At 63.2% G+C, this 16,772-nt stretch carries 14 protein-coding genes; 6 read left to right on the forward strand and 8 right to left on the reverse strand.

The features are described from left to right. The first annotated feature begins 64 nt into the window (after positions 1-64). Positions 65-1,378: an isocitrate lyase gene (aceA, locus tag HB860_RS10245; RefSeq protein ID WP_182788447.1), complete on the forward strand. Its 1,314-nt coding sequence runs from the start codon at positions 65-67 to the stop codon at positions 1,376-1,378. Positions 1,379-1,488: 110 nt separating this feature from the next. Here aceA and hda read toward each other — a convergent pair whose 3' ends face one another. The 3 genes from hda to upp form a co-directional block, all read right to left on the reverse strand. Beyond that, complete coding sequence (gene hda, locus HB860_RS10250; RefSeq protein ID WP_162519142.1) at positions 1,489-2,190, reverse strand: DnaA inactivator Hda; 702 nt, start codon at positions 2,188-2,190, stop codon at positions 1,489-1,491. Between the two features lie 346 nt (positions 2,191-2,536). Next, on the reverse strand, positions 2,537-3,565 hold the full coding sequence (locus tag HB860_RS10255) for a DUF2066 domain-containing protein (RefSeq protein WP_247626565.1): 1,029 nt from the start codon (positions 3,563-3,565) through the stop codon (positions 2,537-2,539). 143 nt (positions 3,566-3,708) lie between these two features. Further along, complete coding sequence (gene upp, locus HB860_RS10260) at positions 3,709-4,335, reverse strand: uracil phosphoribosyltransferase (protein WP_005302745.1); 627 nt, start codon at positions 4,333-4,335, stop codon at positions 3,709-3,711. A 175-nt stretch (positions 4,336-4,510) separates the two neighbouring features. Between upp and purM the strand changes: the two genes are divergently transcribed. Next, on the forward strand, positions 4,511-5,548 hold the full coding sequence (gene purM / locus HB860_RS10265) for a phosphoribosylformylglycinamidine cyclo-ligase (protein WP_247626566.1): 1,038 nt from the start codon (positions 4,511-4,513) through the stop codon (positions 5,546-5,548). An 8-nt stretch (positions 5,549-5,556) separates the two neighbouring features. After that, positions 5,557-6,195: a phosphoribosylglycinamide formyltransferase gene (gene purN, locus HB860_RS10270; protein WP_247626567.1), complete on the forward strand. Its 639-nt coding sequence runs from the start codon at positions 5,557-5,559 to the stop codon at positions 6,193-6,195. Positions 6,196-6,370: 175 nt separating this feature from the next. Here the strand turns inward: purN and HB860_RS10275 are convergent, their stop codons facing one another. The 5 genes from HB860_RS10275 to HB860_RS10295 form a co-directional block, all read right to left on the reverse strand. Beyond that, complete coding sequence (locus tag HB860_RS10275; RefSeq protein ID WP_282101195.1) at positions 6,371-7,132, reverse strand: Nif3-like dinuclear metal center hexameric protein; 762 nt, start codon at positions 7,130-7,132, stop codon at positions 6,371-6,373. Positions 7,133-7,274: 142 nt separating this feature from the next. Continuing rightward, complete coding sequence (locus HB860_RS10280) at positions 7,275-8,609, reverse strand: sigma-54-dependent transcriptional regulator (protein ID WP_202046119.1); 1,335 nt, start codon at positions 8,607-8,609, stop codon at positions 7,275-7,277. A gap of 55 nt (positions 8,610-8,664) precedes the next feature. Next, entirely contained in the window at positions 8,665-9,699 is a 1,035-nt protein-coding gene (locus tag HB860_RS10285; protein ID WP_043128822.1) for a sensor histidine kinase, read from the reverse strand. 105 nt (positions 9,700-9,804) lie between these two features. Continuing rightward, complete coding sequence (locus HB860_RS10290) at positions 9,805-11,226, reverse strand: sigma-54 dependent transcriptional regulator (protein ID WP_247626568.1); 1,422 nt, start codon at positions 11,224-11,226, stop codon at positions 9,805-9,807. Positions 11,227-11,473: 247 nt separating this feature from the next. Continuing rightward, a complete protein-coding gene (locus HB860_RS10295) occupies positions 11,474-12,322 on the reverse strand; it encodes a DUF2726 domain-containing protein (RefSeq protein ID WP_202046122.1) in 849 nt (282 codons plus the stop codon). 256 nt (positions 12,323-12,578) lie between these two features. Here HB860_RS10295 and HB860_RS10300 point away from each other — a divergent pair, with 256 nt between their 5' ends. The 3 genes from HB860_RS10300 to ppx all read left to right on the forward strand — a co-directional run bounded on the left by HB860_RS10300 (position 12,579) and on the right by ppx (position 16,717). Further along, positions 12,579-13,091, forward strand: a complete 513-nt coding sequence (locus HB860_RS10300; protein ID WP_139434884.1) for a glycine cleavage system protein R — start codon at positions 12,579-12,581, stop codon at positions 13,089-13,091. A 76-nt stretch (positions 13,092-13,167) separates the two neighbouring features. Next, on the forward strand, positions 13,168-15,237 hold the full coding sequence (gene ppk1 / locus HB860_RS10305; RefSeq protein ID WP_247626569.1) for a polyphosphate kinase 1: 2,070 nt from the start codon (positions 13,168-13,170) through the stop codon (positions 15,235-15,237). Beyond that, positions 15,227-16,717, forward strand: coding sequence for an exopolyphosphatase (gene ppx, locus HB860_RS10310; protein ID WP_139434879.1), 1,491 nt, complete (start codon positions 15,227-15,229; stop codon positions 16,715-16,717). Before ppk1 ends, ppx begins: the two co-directional genes overlap by 11 nt. Positions 16,718-16,772: the final 55 nt, after the last annotated feature.

The following is a 16,772-nucleotide window of genomic DNA, read 5'->3' on the forward strand; positions in this document are numbered from 1 at the left end:
CCCGGGAGGGGCTCGTCCATAACAAATCAATGGAAACGTGAAATCAATGAAAGAGGGAACTGATATGGCACTGACCCGTGAGCAACAGATCCAGGCTATCGAGAAAGACTGGGCAGAAAACCCCCGCTGGAAAGGGATCAAACGCGGCTACAGCGCCGAAGACGTGGTGAACCTGCGCGGCAGCCTGCAGCCGGTACACACCCTGGCCCAGCGCGGCGCCGACAAGCTGTGGGAGCTGATCCACGGCGGCGCCAAGAAGGGCTACGTCAACTGCCTCGGCGCCCTGACCGGCGGCCAGGCGGTGCAGCAGGCCAAGGCAGGCATAGAGGCCATCTACCTCTCCGGCTGGCAGGTGGCGGCGGACAACAACCTCTCCTCCACCATGTACCCGGATCAGTCCCTCTACCCGGCCAACTCTGTCCCGTCCGTGGTGGAGCGCATCAACAACTCGTTTGCACGTGCCGACCAGATCCAGTGGGCCAACAAGGTGGGTCCGCAGGATGCCGGCTTCATCGACTACTTCCTGCCGATCGTCGCGGATGCGGAAGCCGGTTTCGGCGGCGTGCTGAACGCCTTCGAGCTGATGAAGGGCATGATTGAAGCGGGCGCCGCCGGCGTGCACTTCGAAGATCAGCTCGCGTCCGTGAAAAAATGCGGTCACATGGGAGGCAAGGTGCTGGTGCCGAGCCAGGAAGCGGTGCAAAAACTGATCGCCGCCCGTCTGGCCGCGGATGTCTGCGGCACCACCACGCTAGTGATCGCCCGTACCGACGCCAACGCCGCCGACCTGCTGACCACGGATGCCGATCCCTACGATGCCGGCTTCCTGACCGGTGAGCGTACCGCCGAGGGCTTCTACAAGGTGCAGGCCGGTATCGAGCAGGCCATCTCCCGCGGCCTGGCCTATGCCCCTTACGCCGACATGGTGTGGTGCGAGACCGCCAAGCCGGATCTGGACGAGGCTCGCCAGTTTGCCGAGGCCATCAAGGCCCAGTACCCGGACAAGATCCTGGCCTACAACTGCTCCCCGAGCTTCAACTGGAAGAAGAACCTGGACGATGCCACCATCGCCCGCTTCCAGCAGGAGCTCTCCGACATGGGCTACAAGTACCAGTTCATCACCCTCGCGGGCATCCACAACATGTGGTTCCACATGTACGAGCTGGCCTACCAGTACGCCCGCGGCGAAGGGATGAAGCACTACGTCGAGATGGTGCAGCAGCCGGAGTTCGCGGCCGCCGAGCGGGGTTACACCTTCGTGGCACACCAGCAGGAAGTGGGTACCGGTTACTTCGACAAGGTGACCACCGTCATCCAGGGTGGCCAGTCCTCGGTGACAGCCCTGACCGGTTCCACCGAAGAAGACCAGTTCCACTGATCACCCCATGACACGAGCCATCTCGCTCGAACCAAAACCCCGGCCTGGTGCCGGGGTTTCTTTTTGCTCGCCACTCAAAGATGTGGCGCAGACAGGCAATCACCGTTGGCTCAGAGTTCGAGGATCTCTTTGACAAAGGGGATGGTGAGCTTGCGTTTGGCGCGAAAGGAGGCGTTGTCGAGCTGATTGAGGGTGGTGAGCAGGGTGCGCATGTCGCGGGACAAGCGGTTGAGCAGGAAGCGGCCCACGTCGATGGGCAGTTTGAAGCCCCGCAGCTCGGCACGCAGCTGCAGGGCACTGAGCTTGCCTTCGTCATCGAGCTCGTCGAGATGGAAACTCACTCCCCAATCGAGGCGAGAGGCGAGATCCGGCAGTTGCAGCCCCAGCTTGCGCGGGGCGCTGCAGCCGGTGACCACCAGGGTACCCTCGCCTTTCTCTTTCCAGCGATTGTAAAAATCGAACAGGGCCCGCTCCCACAGGGCATTGCCGGCGATGGCTTCCAGGCTGTCGAGACAGACCAGGGGCAGGCTTTCGAGGGCGTCGAGCATGCTGGGATCCAGCTGTTCGAACTGATCGAGGGAGAGATAGGCGGCTGCGGCGTCGCGGGCATTGACCTCGGCGCAGGTGGCGTGCAGCAGGTGGGAGCGTCCGGAGCCCTTGGCTCCCCAGAAATAGAGGAAAGGAGCGCCCTGACCGATGGCCGCATTCTTGAGGGCGGTGATCAGATGGGCGTTGTTGCCGGGATAGAAACTGACGAAGGTTTCATCATCCGGTAATTGTACGGCTAAAGACAGTTGGGCCGGTTGCTTCACTCGTTGGGCTTTGACTGTGATATTTGCGCCCAAGTGTATCATTGCAGCGGCAGATAGAGAACCGCCCGGGTCATGCCGGGCGGTTGGGATCAGCAGAAAGCGTCAGGGCTGCGACCACTGTTAACGCAGACCGCGCTCGTTGTCTTCGATCCAGCACTGCTGGCTCTCGAGCTGGAGAACCGCACAGACTCTTCATGCCGGGCGGTTGGGATCAGCAGAAAGCGTCAGGGCTGCGACCATTGATAACGCAGACCGCGCTCGTTGTCTTCGATCTAGCACTGCTGGCTCTCGAGCTGGAGAACCGCACAGACTCTTCATGCCGGGCGGTTGGGCTCAGCAGAAAGCGTCAGGGCTGCGACCATTGATAACGCAGACCGCTCTCGTTGTCTTCGATCTGGTGCAGGCGGCTCTCCAGTTGCAGGCCCCTTACCAGCTCGGCCTTGTCCCCCTGAAGCGACAGGTTGAAGGTCACCTTGTCCCCCTCCAGCTTGCCGATCGCCACCTTGGTGACGCTGGCCATGCCCTGCAGCATCTTCTGTATCTGGATCATGCCGTCGATGCCGGACAACCCCTCCACCACCAGGGTCTGGCTGGAGACGACCCCGGACAGGCGAGTGCCGTACTGTTGCACCAGCCAGCCCGCCAGGGCATCGGCCATGCCCTGCGCCACCTCGGCCTGGGTACCCGAACCGGCCCCCTTGGTCAGCTCGGTCAGCTCTGCGCCGCCCTGAGCTCCCGGCTTGGCGCCATAGAGCCCCCAGTCGATGCTCCACTTCTCCCCTTCCGGCGTCAGCTTGCCCAGCACCACCATCTCGGCGCCATAGCGCTCGCTCGCCTTGAGGATGGGGTCGGCGAAGCGGCCCCAGACATCGGTGGCGCTGACCGCCATGTTGTCGTCCAGATCCATCAGCGGGATGCTGACCGGCAACCCCATGGCCTGGGCCTGGCCGCGCAGGGCGGCGGACCAGCCGTCGCTGGACTGATCCGGCAGTATGCGGCGCTCCCCTTCATCTATTACCAGCCAGAGTGCCATTTGCGGGCGGACGGGCCCCAGCAGGGGGAACTTGCTCTGGCCTACCAGGGCATTGACCTTGGCCACGTTGAAATCGGCCTTGAGAAACTTGACCGGTCCCACATCCTGATAGCCGTAGTGCTGCACATAGTCACCGGGGGCCGCCAGCGCCTTGGCCACCTCGGGCTGGGTGAGGATGTCGCGCCTGCCGGTCACCTTGACGAGTACCTCCCCCAGAGCCTGGGACTGGGCGGCCGTCATGTCGCCGCTGGTCGGCGCCTTGCCCTGATAGAGGTCGGTCACCTGGGCAGCCGACACCATGAGTGGCAGACAGCAGAGGAGAGTCGCTAAGCGTTTCAGCATAAAGAAGATTCTCGAAATGGGGGATGCTGCTTATGGTAGCGGCAAGGCGCGCATGGCAGCAAGCCGGAGGGCGGGATAAACGACGGAGCCGGCAAGGTGCCGGCTCCGCTTGCGCTCAGAGAGAGCGGCTATGGTGTCAGGGGTTACTTGGTGCCGAAGATCTTGTCGCCGGCATCCCCCAGACCCGGGACTATGTAGCCCTTCTCGTTCAGTCCCTGATCGATGGAGGCACAGAACAGCTCCACGTCGGGGTGAGCGGCTTCCAGCGCCTTGATCCCTTCCGGGGCGGCAACCAGCACCAGCACCTTGATGGACTGGCAGCCTTTCTTCTTCAGCAGATCTATGGTGGCAATCATGGAGCCGCCGGTGGCCAGCATGGGGTCGATGACCAGGGCCAGACGCTCTTCGATGTTGCTGACGATCTTCTCGAAATAGGGAACCGGCTGCAGGGTCTCTTCATCACGGTAGATGCCGACCACGCTGACACGGGCACTCGGCATGTGCTCGAGCACGCCGTCCATCATGCCAAGACCGGCGCGCAGGATAGGCACGACGGTGACCTTCTTGCCCTTGATCTGGTCAACTTCCACTGGCCCGTTCCAGCCATCGATGGTAACTTTCTCGGTTTCGAAGTCAGAGGTCGCTTCGTAGGTCAACAGACTGCCCACTTCCTTGGCCAGTTCACGGAAACGCTTGGTGCTGATGTCGCCTTCGCGCATCAGGCCGATCTTGTGCTTGACCAGGGGGTGTTTGACTTCAACGACTTTCATTATTATCTCCTCGAACCGGCGCCAAAAAATCGCGGAATCATACAACAAAAGCTGCGGCTTGTAGAGCTTTTCCACGCAAAAACGCGCAAACGATTTTCTTTCTGCTTTTACCCACCCACTGGTAGAATACGCCCCGAATTTTACCCTCCACTTTTCTATATGACGGGGAATACGCGTGACTGACAAAACCTCACTGAGCTACAAGGATGCTGGCGTAGATATCGATGCCGGCAATGCACTGGTTGAACGTATCAAGGGCGTGTCAAAGCGCACTCGTCGTCCTGAAGTCCTTGGTGGTCTTGGCGGCTTTGGGGCCCTGTGTCAAATCCCTGCTGGCTACAAGGAGCCGGTACTGGTCTCCGGTACCGACGGTGTGGGCACCAAGCTGCGTCTGGCCATCGATCTGAAGAAGCACGATACCGTGGGCATCGATCTGGTGGCCATGTGCGTCAATGACCTCATCGTGCAAGGCGCCGAGCCCCTGTTCTTCCTCGACTACTATGCCACCGGCAAGCTGGATGTAGACACCGCCGCCGCCGTGGTCACCGGCATAGGTGCAGGCTGCGAGCAGTCCGGCTGCGCCCTGGTGGGCGGCGAGACCGCCGAAATGCCTGGCATGTATGAAGGGGAAGACTACGACATCGCCGGTTTCTGCGTCGGTGTGGTGGAGAAGAGCGAGATCATCGACGGCAGCAAGGTCGGCGAAGGGGATGCCCTGATCGCCCTGGCCGCGAGCGGCCCCCACTCCAACGGCTTCTCCCTGGTGCGCAAGATCCTGGAAGTCTCCCAGGCCGACGTGCATCAGCCGCTGGGTGACACCACCCTGGCCAACGCCCTGCTGGAGCCGACCCGCATCTATGTGAAGCCGGTGCTCAAGCTCATCAAGGAGTGCGAGATCCACGCCCTGTCCCACATCACAGGTGGCGGCTTCTGGGAGAACATCCCCCGCGTGCTGCCCGCCAATACCCAGGCGGTGATCGACGAGCAGAGCTGGCAGTGGCCGGCGGTGTTCAGCTGGCTGCAGCAGGCCGGCAATGTCACCCGCCACGAGATGTACCGCACCTTCAACTGCGGTGTCGGCATGATCATCGCCCTGCCGGCGGATCAGCTGGACAAGGCGCTGACCCTGCTCAAGGCCGAAGGCGAGAACGCCTGGCACATAGGCCACATCGCCAAGGCGGCCGATGGCGAAGAGCAAGTCATCATAAAATGACCTCCCCCATGAAACGGATCCTGGTGCTGATCTCCGGCAACGGCAGCAACCTGCAGACCATTCTCGACCACTGCGCCAGCGGCAAGGTTGCCGGTGAGGTGGTCGGCGTCATCAGCAACAGGGCCGATGCCTACGGGCTGGTACGCGCCAGGGAAGCCGGGGTGGCCACCGCCATTCTCGCCCAGCAGCAGTTTGCCAGCCGGGCGGAGTATGACGTCGCCCTGCTCGCCCTGATGACGGACTATCAGCCGGATCTGGTGGTGCTGGCCGGCTTTATGCGGATCCTGAGTGCCGATCTGGTGCGTCACTTCGCCGGGCGGATGATCAACATCCACCCCTCGTTGCTGCCGAAATACCAGGGGCTGCACACCCACCAGCGCGCCATCGACGATGGGGAGCGCGAGCACGGTGCCAGCGTCCACTTCGTCACCGAAGAGCTGGACGGCGGCCCTGTGATCCTGCAGGCTCGCGTCCCCATCTTCGAAGGGGACAGTGCCGACGAGGTGGCTGCCCGGGTTCAGGTCCAGGAGCACAGCATCTACCCCCTGGTGGTGCAGTGGTTCTGCGAGGGACGGCTCAAGATGCAGGAGGGTGCCGCCCTCTTGGATGGCGCCGAACTCGGCCCGGCGGGTCACGCCAGCGAGTAAGCAGACGTCTTGTCGAAATGTGAAAAAAGGAGGCCGATGACCTCCTTTTTGTTTCCTGAATTTTCCCACCACAGGCACAGGCTTAAACCTGTTCACGACCTGCAGCGAGAAACTGTCAATAAGCGAGCAGCACATAAGCCTTGATCACGGTTTCGTAGCCAGATCGTGGACAGGTTTAGACCGGATTGTCGATATCGATAAAGGTCACCTCCAGCCCGTGCACGGTGGCAAGCCACTCCCCCAGCGCCTTGACGCCGTACCGCTCGGTGGCGTGATGACCTGCGGCGTAGAAGTGCATCCCCATCTCGCGGGCGGTGTGGATGGTCTGCTCTGAAGCCTCACCGGAGATGAAGGCATCGATGCCCTGCTCGGCCGCCTGGTTGATGTAGCTCTGGCCGCCGCCGGTGCACCAGGCCACTGAGCTGATGAGCTCGGGGCCGCTGTCGCCACAATGGAGCGGCTCACGGCCGAGCCGCTCGGCAATCAGTCTGGCAAAGTCGGCTCCGCTCATGGGCTCTTCCAGCTTGCCCACCATGGCCACGCTCTTGCTGTTCCAGGGTTCGAGACCACGGCGCACCTTGATGCCGAGCAGCCTGGCGAGCTGGGCGTTGTTGCCCACCTCGGGGTGCACGTCCAGCGGCAGGTGGTAGGCAAACAGATTGATGTCGTGGGTCAGCAGGGTCTTGAGCCGGCGCTGCTTCATGCCGGTGATCTGGGGCGGTTCCCCGCTCCAGAAGTAGCCGTGATGGACCAGGATGGCATCGGCATCCTGCTCCACCGCCGCATCGATCAGGGCCTGGCTGGCGGTGACGCCGGTGACCACCCGGCGAATGCGCTCGCGCCCCTCCACCTGCAGCCCGTTGGGACAGTAGTCCTTGATGGCGTGAGGCTCGAGCAGGTGGTTGAGCACGGTTTCCAGTTTGCGATGAGAGATCATAGGAGTCCCTTGTAAAGGCGCTGCACCCCCTTGTCTGCGATCAGGCTCTTGTCTGCAGTCACAACGGGGCCCAGGCTCATGATGCCGAGGGCCCCATGATAATCGAGCCGGGCCGGCAAGGCCATGACACCGGCAACAGGTGCTAGGCGGGCAGCTCTATGCCGGCGTCACGCATCTGGGCCAGCTTGTAGCGCAGGGTGCGCGGGCTGATGCCGAGCTTGTCGGCCACCTCCTTGCGGCTGCCGTTGCACTCCTGCAGGGTGTCCAGGATGATCTGGTGCTCCTGCTGCTTGAGCTCGCCGCCGAGCCCCTCCCCCGACAGACGCTCGAGGGGGCGCACCAGCTCCTCGTCCGTCTCCTCCAGGATCAGGTGCTCGCAGCCGATGAGCCCCTCGGGGCAGAGGATCAGGGCCCGCTGCACCACGTTGTCCAGCTCGCGCACGTTGCCGGGCCAGGGGTGGGCCAGCAGGCGCTCGCGCGCCGCATCGGCCAGCTGCGGTGTCGGCAGCCCCTGCTGACTGGCATGGAGCGCCAGCAGGTGCTCCGCCAGGGGCAGTATGTCGCCGGGCCGCTCCCAGAGGGAGGTCCAGCGCAGGGGGAAGACGTTGAGACGGTAGTAGAGATCCTCGCGAAACAGGCCGTCCTGCACCGCTTTTTTCAGATCCCGGTTGCTGGTGGCGATGACCCGCACGTCCAGCGGGATCATCTTGCGGCTGCCGAGCCGCTCCACCTCTTTCTCCTGCAGCACCCGCAGCAGCTTGGCCTGCAGGCCGAGATCCATCTCGGTGATCTCGTCGAGCAGCAGGGTGCCGCCCTGGGCCTGCTCGAACTTGCCCGGGCACCCCTGCACGGCGCCGGTGAAGGCCCCCTTCTCGTAGCCGAACAGGGTCGCCTCCAGCATGTTCTCCGGAATGGCGGCGCAGTTGATGGCGACGAAGGCCTGCTCGGCGCGGCTGGAGTTGTCGTGGATGTAGCGGGCCAGCACCTCTTTGCCCGTCCCGCTCGGGCCTGTCACCATGACGGTGGCCTCGCTTCTGGCGACCCGGGTCGCCAGCTGGAACAGCTCGGCGGTCCTGGGATCGCCATAGACCACGGCGCGCTTCTCCACCTTCTGGGCCGGCACGTAACGGCTGACCTGGTTGAGCAGCACCTCGGGGGAAAACGGCTTGGCCAGATAGTCGATGGCCCCCTCCCGCATGGCGCGCACGGCACCGTCGATGTTGGCGTAGGCGGTCATCAGGAGCACAGGCACCTGGGGATACTGCTGGCGGATGTTGGCTAGCAGGGTGAGGCCGTCCATGCCCCCCATCTGGATGTCCGAGATCACCATGTCGAAGCGCTGGCGAGAGAGCGCCAGCAGGGCCCGCTCGCCGCTGTCCACCTCGCGGCATTCGTAGCCGCCGAGCAGCAGGGTATCCACCAGCGCCTCGCGCAGGCCGTTGTCGTCTTCCACCACCAGAATACGGGCCTGGGTCATGCCACACCTCCAACCACGGGCCCGCAGGCCTTGCACCACAGGGACAAGATGGGATTCATGCTACACCTCCAAGCTGCACCGCTTGCTGATGCAGGGGGAACGACAGGGTAAAACAGGTCCCTTCTCCGGGCACCGAGGCCACGCTGACCTCCCCCTGATGGGCGCGCACCACGGATTGCACCACGGCAAGCCCGAGGCCCGTGCCCTGGGAGCGGGTGGTGAAGAAGGGTTCGAAGATCTGGTTGAGCAGCTGGGCAGGCATCCCCTTGCCATTGTCGAGGACGCGCATCTCCACCCGGTTGCCGCTGCGCACCGCGCTCACCAGGAGCGAATCGGCCCCGGCCTGTCTGGCGTTGGCGATCAGGTTGTTGATGGCCCCCGCCAGGGCGCTGCTGTTGGCGAGCAGGCAGAGATCGGGCTCCGGCGCCTCCATGTGCAGCGCGCAGCCCTGCTGCTGGCAGAAGGCCTCGGCACCGGCCTGCACCTCCGCCAGCAACCCCTGTACCGAGACAGGGGCCACCACCTGGTTGTCGCCGTTGCGGGCAAACAGCAGTATGTCGTTTATCTGCTTCTCGAGATCCTGCAGCCGGGCCATCAACTTTTGCTGGAACTGGGTGCGGGATTCCGGTTTCAGGGTGCGGTTAGCGAGGTTGGCCGCATAGAGCATGGCGGCGGAGAGGGGGGTGCGGATCTGGTGTGCCAGAGAGGCCGCCATGTTGCCCAGGGCCGACAACCGTTTCATGTGGTTGACCCTGTCCTGCAACTGGCGGGTCTCGGTGAGATCCGTGATGAACACCAGCTGGCCGGGCTGATCCGGCAGCGGCTGGGTGGAGAGTTGCACCCGGCGACCGTCCCGCAGGGAGATCTCGTGACCATCGTCTTCCCTGGGCTGGAAACAGCGGGCGATGATCTGGCGCCAGGCCTGCCCCTCCAGCGGCTCCCCCAGCAGGGTCAGGGCGGCCGGGTTGGCGCGGGTGATCCGCCCCTCCCCATCGAGCAGCAGCACGCCGGTCGGCAGTGCCGTGAAGATGGCATAAAGCTGACTCACTTCGTGTGACTGGAGCGGATTGTCCTGCTGCGAGATTGTCATAAAGCTGACCTCAAACTGGCGATTGGGTCAGCTTATTCAATTTCCATGCCATTAAATTACTTGTTATATATCAATGCCTTGACTATGGCCGTCAAAGCATTGACCTCAGTTGTCCTTGCTCATGCCGTATTTTTTCATCTTCTCCACCAGGGTGGTGCGGCGCATGCTCAGCAGGTCGGCGGCGCGGGCCACCACCCCGTCCTGGGACTCCAGCGCCTGACGGATCAGCTCCACCTCGAGATCCGCCAGCATCTCCTTGAGATTGAGCCCCTCCTGGGGCAGCTGCATGGGCAGCGGCGCGGCAAGGCCCGAATCCAGTGCAGGAGGCGTCTGGAACACGGCGGCCAGGGCATCCCGCTCGTCCATCTCGGTGAGCCGCTCGTCCCTCGGCTCGCTTGGCAGCAGACGGTAGCGACCGGGCAAGTCCGCCACGTCGATGATCTGGTTCGGGTAGAGGATCAGCAGCCGCTCGATGAGGTTCGACAACTCCCGCACGTTGCCAGGCCAGGGGTACTGCATCAGGGACTCCATGGCCCGCTGGGTCAGGCGGATGATCCCCCTGTGCTGCTCCCCGTGGCGGTTGAGCAGCTCCTGCAGCAGCAAGGGGATGTCGTCGCAGCGCTCGCGCAGGGGCGGCGTCTCTATGGGGAAGACGTTGAGGCGATAGTAGAGATCCTCGCGAAAACCCTGGGTGCGGATCATCGCCTCCAGATCCCTGTGGGTCGCCGCTATGATGCGCACATCGGCCTGGATGGGCTTGCCGCCACCGACCCTGTCGAACAGCCGCTCCTGCAGCACCCGCAGCAGCTTGACCTGCATCGGCAGCGGCATGTCGCCGATCTCGTCGAGGAACAGGGTGCCCCCCTGGGCCAGCTCGAAGCGGCCGCGACGGGCGGCGATGGCGCCGGTGAAGGCCCCCTTCTCGTGGCCGAACAGCTCGCTCTCCAGGAGCTCAGCCGGAATGGCGCCGCAGTTGATGGGCACGAAGGGGCCGGCGCTGCGGGCAGAGAGCTCGTGAATGGCGCGGGCCACCACCTCCTTGCCGGTCCCGGACTCCCCCAGGATCAGCACGTTGGCGTCTGTCTGTGCCACCTGGCCTATGAGGCGGCGCACCTCCTGGATCCCCCGCCCCTTGCCCACCAGCAGTCGCAACAGGGTCTGGCCCTTGTCGTGCACCTGCTGGCGGGGATGGAGGGAGATGAAGGCCTGACAGAAGTGCAGGTGGCGCGTCAGAGACTCATAGGTATAGGGCTCGTCGCTGCCACCGATGAAGTTGCTGTTGGGGTGATCGGCCTGCATCAGGGAGAGGAAGGGGATGCGGGGGAAGGCGGCCAGCAGCTCGCCGAGGGAGCGCTCCAGCAGCTTGCCCGTCAGTATCCCTTGCAGCGGGCCGGAGGATTCGATGGCCACGTCCAGATCGGTTTCCACCACCTCCTGCCAGGGGATCCCCATGAAGGAGAGCACAGTCCCCAGTTGCTGACGCCGCTGTTCATCGGCATCAACGATCAACACCCCCATAGCCATCATATTTATCTTCCTTACACACCTGACGCCAAGTTATTGTTTTTTAAGTGCTTATGATAATGAGCTATGCACTGTGTTATAGGGTGCACAAAGTGCCAAAATTCTGGCGGTTTGTCAAAACTTGTCGCGCTCGGCGCGGTCCGGGCGGGATGGGGATCACACTCGGACAGCCGCTGTCGGCCAGGCGCCCGGGGTGGAACGCGGTGCAGGAGAGGCAAGGCGCCGACCGCAGCCGGCGCCAGCGCGGGGATCAGTGCCTGGCCTGCTCCTGGGGGGCGGCGTAACGGCACTCGGGGAAACGGCTGCAGGCCAGGAACAGACGGCCGGCATGGGGACCCTTCTTCGCTTCCCGGGCCACCAGGGGCGCCGCGCAGCGGGGGCAATGGGGCACAGAGGCGGACGCTTCCTCCTCCTCTTCGTCCGGGCCGATGAAGGGGTTGTCCATCAGCACCGGCCCCTGCTCGTCAGGCTGAGGCGGCTCGGCCTGTGGCGCCCTGGGCATGCGCCCCCCGTGGTGGGATGCACTCAAGTCCACACCATCGAGCAGCAAGGGGTTGAAGGTCGGCTCGCGGCGCTCCCCCGGCAACAGATCCTCCACCGGGAGGCTCGTCTTGACCAGCAGAGGCAGCAACAGCTCGCGCAGCTCGTCGACCTGGTAATGGCTGCTGGCCGGGATCTGCAGCAGCGGCAGGCCGGCGCTGTCACAGGCGGACTTCAGGAAGAGATCCCGCACCTTGCGCTTCTGGTGGCGATGGGCGCTGTCATCGAGTTCCACTGCGCACAGGAAGGAGAGATCCGTCGGGTGGCAGAGCAGATAGTCAAAGCGCTTGGCGCTGATCATGTCGAACGCCTGCTGCCACTTGCCCTTGCCCAGGCGCGCCTGCGGGGTCAGCACATCTGCCACCCTGACCTTGGCAAAGACCCGGGCCTGGTCGCCCACCGCCAAGTCCAGCACCCCGAGGAAGGCGCGCTCGGCGGGGCTGAACAGGGTCTCCTGCAGCTCATAGGGCTCGGCCTTGCCCCTCTTGCTCCTGCGCCAGAGGATCACCAGCAGGAGCAGCACCAACAACACGGATCCCGATACGACAAGGCTATTCATAAACACATACCCCGTTCACAAGACATATCCAGTTCATCAAACACGAAGGGGCAACACTCTACCACGGGGGAACCCCGGCAGGCAGAGTTGAAATCAACGCCGCTCCGGCATTCGCGTTTTTTCACTAAATTTGCGTGGAGCGGGCTTCATATGGCCTGTCGCAGCAGGCACAATGCTAGAGCCTATGGACGTTTCGGCGCACAGAGTCGCGGCCAGGCGTCAATGACCCCACGCAGTCCCATTCAAGGAGAGCAGGATGCAAAAGCAATTGGTCGTTACCGTGATCGGCGCAGACAAGCCCGGCATCGTCGAGAGCCTGGCCGACACCATCACCCGGCAGCAGGGCAACTGGCTGGCCAGCTCCATGAGCGAACTGGCGGGGCAGTTTGCCGGCATTTTGCACGTCGCCGTGCCGGACGAACACTACCGCAGCCTGTGCGAGGCACTGGTGATGCTGCCGGGTCTCACCGTGAGCTTCGCCGAAGGCCAGCTCAGCCCCGAGCCCGCCAACCAGCTGATGCTGAGCGTCACCGGCAACGACAGGCCCGGCATAGTCCACGAGGTGGCCAGCATACTGCGCCAGCTCAACATCAACGTCGCCGACCTCACCACGGGGTGCGAGCCGGCCCCCCACTCAGGCGCACCGCTCTTCTATGCCCATGCCCTGGTGGCCCTGCCGCCCCAGCTCGAACTCGACGATCTGATCACGGCGCTGGAGTCCCTCTCCGACGATCTGGTGGTCGACATCGATCACGATCTGACCGAATAACGCGGGTTGTCATAAATTTGTCATGGTTTGACGCCATAACTTCCGCGCAGACGCAACCTGAGTACAGAGGCACCAGATGAGCACCGACAGGCAGTATGAAGAGAAAGAGCTTAGCTGGCTCTCATTCAATGAACGGGTGTTGCAAGAGGCAATGGACAAGACGGTCCCCCTCATCGAGCGGGTCCGTTTTCTGGGGATCTTCTCCTCCAACCAGGATGAGTTCTTCAAGGTACGGGTCTCGGACGTCAAGCGCCGCATCCTCATCAACGAGGTGCACGGTGGCGATGACGAGGCCAAGGTGTTGCTGCGCGCCATCCAGCAGAAGGTGATGGCGCTCGGCGAGGCGTTTGACAACACCTACAAGGAGTTGCTGATCGCCCTGGCCCGCCACAACATCTTCCTGGTCAACGAGAACCAGCTCTCAGAGGCGATCCAGCAGTGGCTGCGGGTCTTCTTCAAGGAGAAGGTGCTGCGTCACATCATCCCCATCCTCCTCAACAAGGAGGTCAACCCGGTCAAGTTCCTCAAAGACGAGCACACCTATCTCGCCATCGAGATGAAGAAGAACGGCCAGGTGATCCAGTACGCCCTGGTGGAGGTGCCGACCGACGATCTGCCCCGCTTCTTCCAGCTGCCGCCGGAGGGGACACGCCGCAAGAAGCAGATCATCATCCTGGACAACGTCATCCGCTTCTGTCTGGACGAGATCTTCAAGGGCTTCTTCGACTACGACGAGATAGCGGCCTATGCGGTCAAGCTGACCCGGGATGCGGAGTACGATCTCTCCGACCAGCTGGATCTGAGCCTGGTGGACAAGATGAGTGACGGCTTGAAGCAGCGCCTCACCGCCATGCCGGTGCGCTTCGTCTACGAGCGGGAGATGCCTGCGGCCATGATAAGCTTCCTGAAGCTCAAGCTGCAGATCAGCTCCTACGACGCCATCATGCCGGGCGGGCGCTATCACAACTTCAAGGATTTCATCGGCTTCCCCAACGTGGGCCGGGACTATCTGGAAAACCCCAAGCTACCGGCCCTCGATTGCCGCGATTTCGATGGCTTCGTCAACGCCTTCGACGCCATCACCAAGCAGGACATACTGCTCTACTACCCCTATCACAAGTTCCACCACTTCACCGAGCTGGTGCGCCAGGCGGCGTTCGATCCGGCGGTCAGCGCCATTCGCATCAATATCTACCGGGTCGCCAAGAAGTCACGGATCATCCACTCCCTCATCGACGCCGCCAACAACGGCAAGAAGGTGACTGTGGTGGTGGAGCTGCGCGCCCGCTTCGACGAGGCGGCCAACATCGACTGGGCCAACATTTTGACCGATGCCGGGGTCAAGGTGGTGTTCGGGGTGCCCAGCCTCAAGATCCACTCCAAGCTCTGCCTCATCACCCGCCACGAGAATGGCGAGGCGGTGCGCTACGCCCATATCGGCACCGGCAACTTCAACGAGAAGACCGCCAAGATCTACACCGACTTCTCCCTGCTGACCCGCCACCCGGACATCACCGCCGAGGTGGAGGGAGTGTTCGAGTACATCGAGTACCCCTATAAACGCTACAAATTCAACCACCTGCTGGTCTCCCCCATCAACAGCCGCCGCCAGCTCTATCGCCTCATCGACAACGAGCTGGCCAACGCCAAGGCGGGCCAGCCCAGCGGCATCACCCTCAAGATCAACAACCTGGTGGACAGAGACCTCATCAACCGCCTCTATGCCGCCGGCCAGGCCGGGGTGCCCATCCAGATGATCATCCGCGGCATGTGCGCCCTGCGTCCCGGGGTGCCGGGCCTGAGCGACAACATCCAGGTCATCAGCATCATAGACCGCTTCCTCGAGCACCCGCGGGTGATGGTGTTCCACAACAAGGGCAACCCCCAGCTGTTCATCTCCAGCGCCGACTGGATGAGCCGCAACATCGACGGCCGGATCGAGGTGGGCACCCCCATCTACGACGAGCGGCTGAAACAACGCATCCTGGACATCCTCGAGCTGCAGCTGAGCGACACCTGCAAGGCGCGGGTCATCGATGCCGATCAGAAGAACGAATACGTGAAGCGGGGCAACCGCCGCAAGGTTCGCTCCCAGGTTGCGATTTACGACTATCTCAAACGTATCGAGTCAAACAATGGACAATAGTCTGTACGCCGCTGTCGATCTGGGGTCGAACAGCTTCCACATGGTCATCGCCCGCCTCAACGAGGGGCGGATGCAGATCGTCGATCGCATCAAGGAGCGGGTTCGCCTCGCCGAGGGGATGGATGAGCAGCGCCGCATGTCGGCGGAAGCCATGGCCCGGGGGCTCGACTGCCTCGCCCTGTTCGCCGAGCGCCTCACCAACATCAAGCCGGATCAGATCCGCATCGCCGGCACCTACACCCTTCGCCGCGCCAGCAACGCCCGGGATTTCGTGCGCGAGGCAGCCGAGGTGCTCAACCACCCCATCGAGATCATCAGCGGCCAGGAAGAGGCGCGTCTCATCTATCAGGGGGTCGCCCATACCCAGCACATCGAAGGCCAGGTGCTGGTGGTGGACATCGGCGGCGGCAGCACCGAGCTGATTATTGGCGAGGGCTTCGAACACAAGGCCCTCACCAGCCGCAAGATGGGCTGCGTCAGCTTCACCCAGAGCTTCTTTGCCAACGGCAAGCTGAGCGAGAAGGCCTTCAACAGCGCCGTGCTGGAGGCGCAGCACCAGCTCGCCCCCATCATCAACCAGTACCGCAAGCTGGGCTGGCAGAGCTGCCTCGGCAGCTCGGGCTCCATTCGCACCGTGCGCGACGTCTTGCAAGGGGAGGAGTGGACGGATGGCGCCATCACCCTGGCGGGTCTGGAGCGGCTGAAAGAAGAGATGCTCAGGCACAAGCGGGTCGACCAGCTCAAACTCGCCGGCCTCACCGAGGAGCGCCAGGGAGTCTTTGCCGCCGCCGTGGCCATACTGCTCGGGCTCTTCACCTCATTGCCCATCGAGCGGATGGAGTACTCCGACGGCGCCCTGCGCGAGGGGCTGCTCTATGAGTTCGAGGAGCGGCTGCAGCACCACGACATTCGCGAGCGCACCGCGCTGGCCCTCAGCTCCCACTACCACATCGACAAGCGCCAGGCCACCCGGGTGGAGCGGAGCGTCCTCGATCTGTTCGACGCCCTGAGCGACCCCTGGGAGATGCCCATCGAGCCCTATCGCGCCATCCTCGGCTGGGCGGCGCGGCTGCATGAAATCGGTCTGGCCATCAACTACAGCGGCATCCATCGCCACTCCGCCTACATCCTGCAAAACACGGATCTGCCCGGTTTCAACCAGGACGATCAGGCCCTGCTGGCGGCCCTGGTGCGCTTCCAGCGCAAGGGGCTCAAGCTCTCGGAGCTGCCCGCCCTGCCCAACCACGACGAGCAGACGGTGCTGCGCTGCATCCGCATCCTGCGCCTCGCGGTGGCGGCCCACCACAGGCGCCAGGACAACCTGCTGCCGGAGTGGCGAGTGCAGGCCGCCGGGGATCAGCTGGTGGTCACCCTGCCCACCGACTGGTGCGAGGAGAACCGCCTGCTGATCCAGAACCTGGAGAAGGAGCACCGCTATTGCCAGGAGCAGGGCTGGCCCCTGCTGTTCCAGCTCGGGTGATCGTTCACCTCAAACGAAAGAAGGCAGCCGATGGCTGCCTTCTTGCCTTCTGTCG

It is taken from the genome of Aeromonas genomosp. paramedia, from assembly GCF_023093515.1.
GTDB lineage: Bacteria > Pseudomonadota > Gammaproteobacteria > Enterobacterales > Aeromonadaceae > Aeromonas.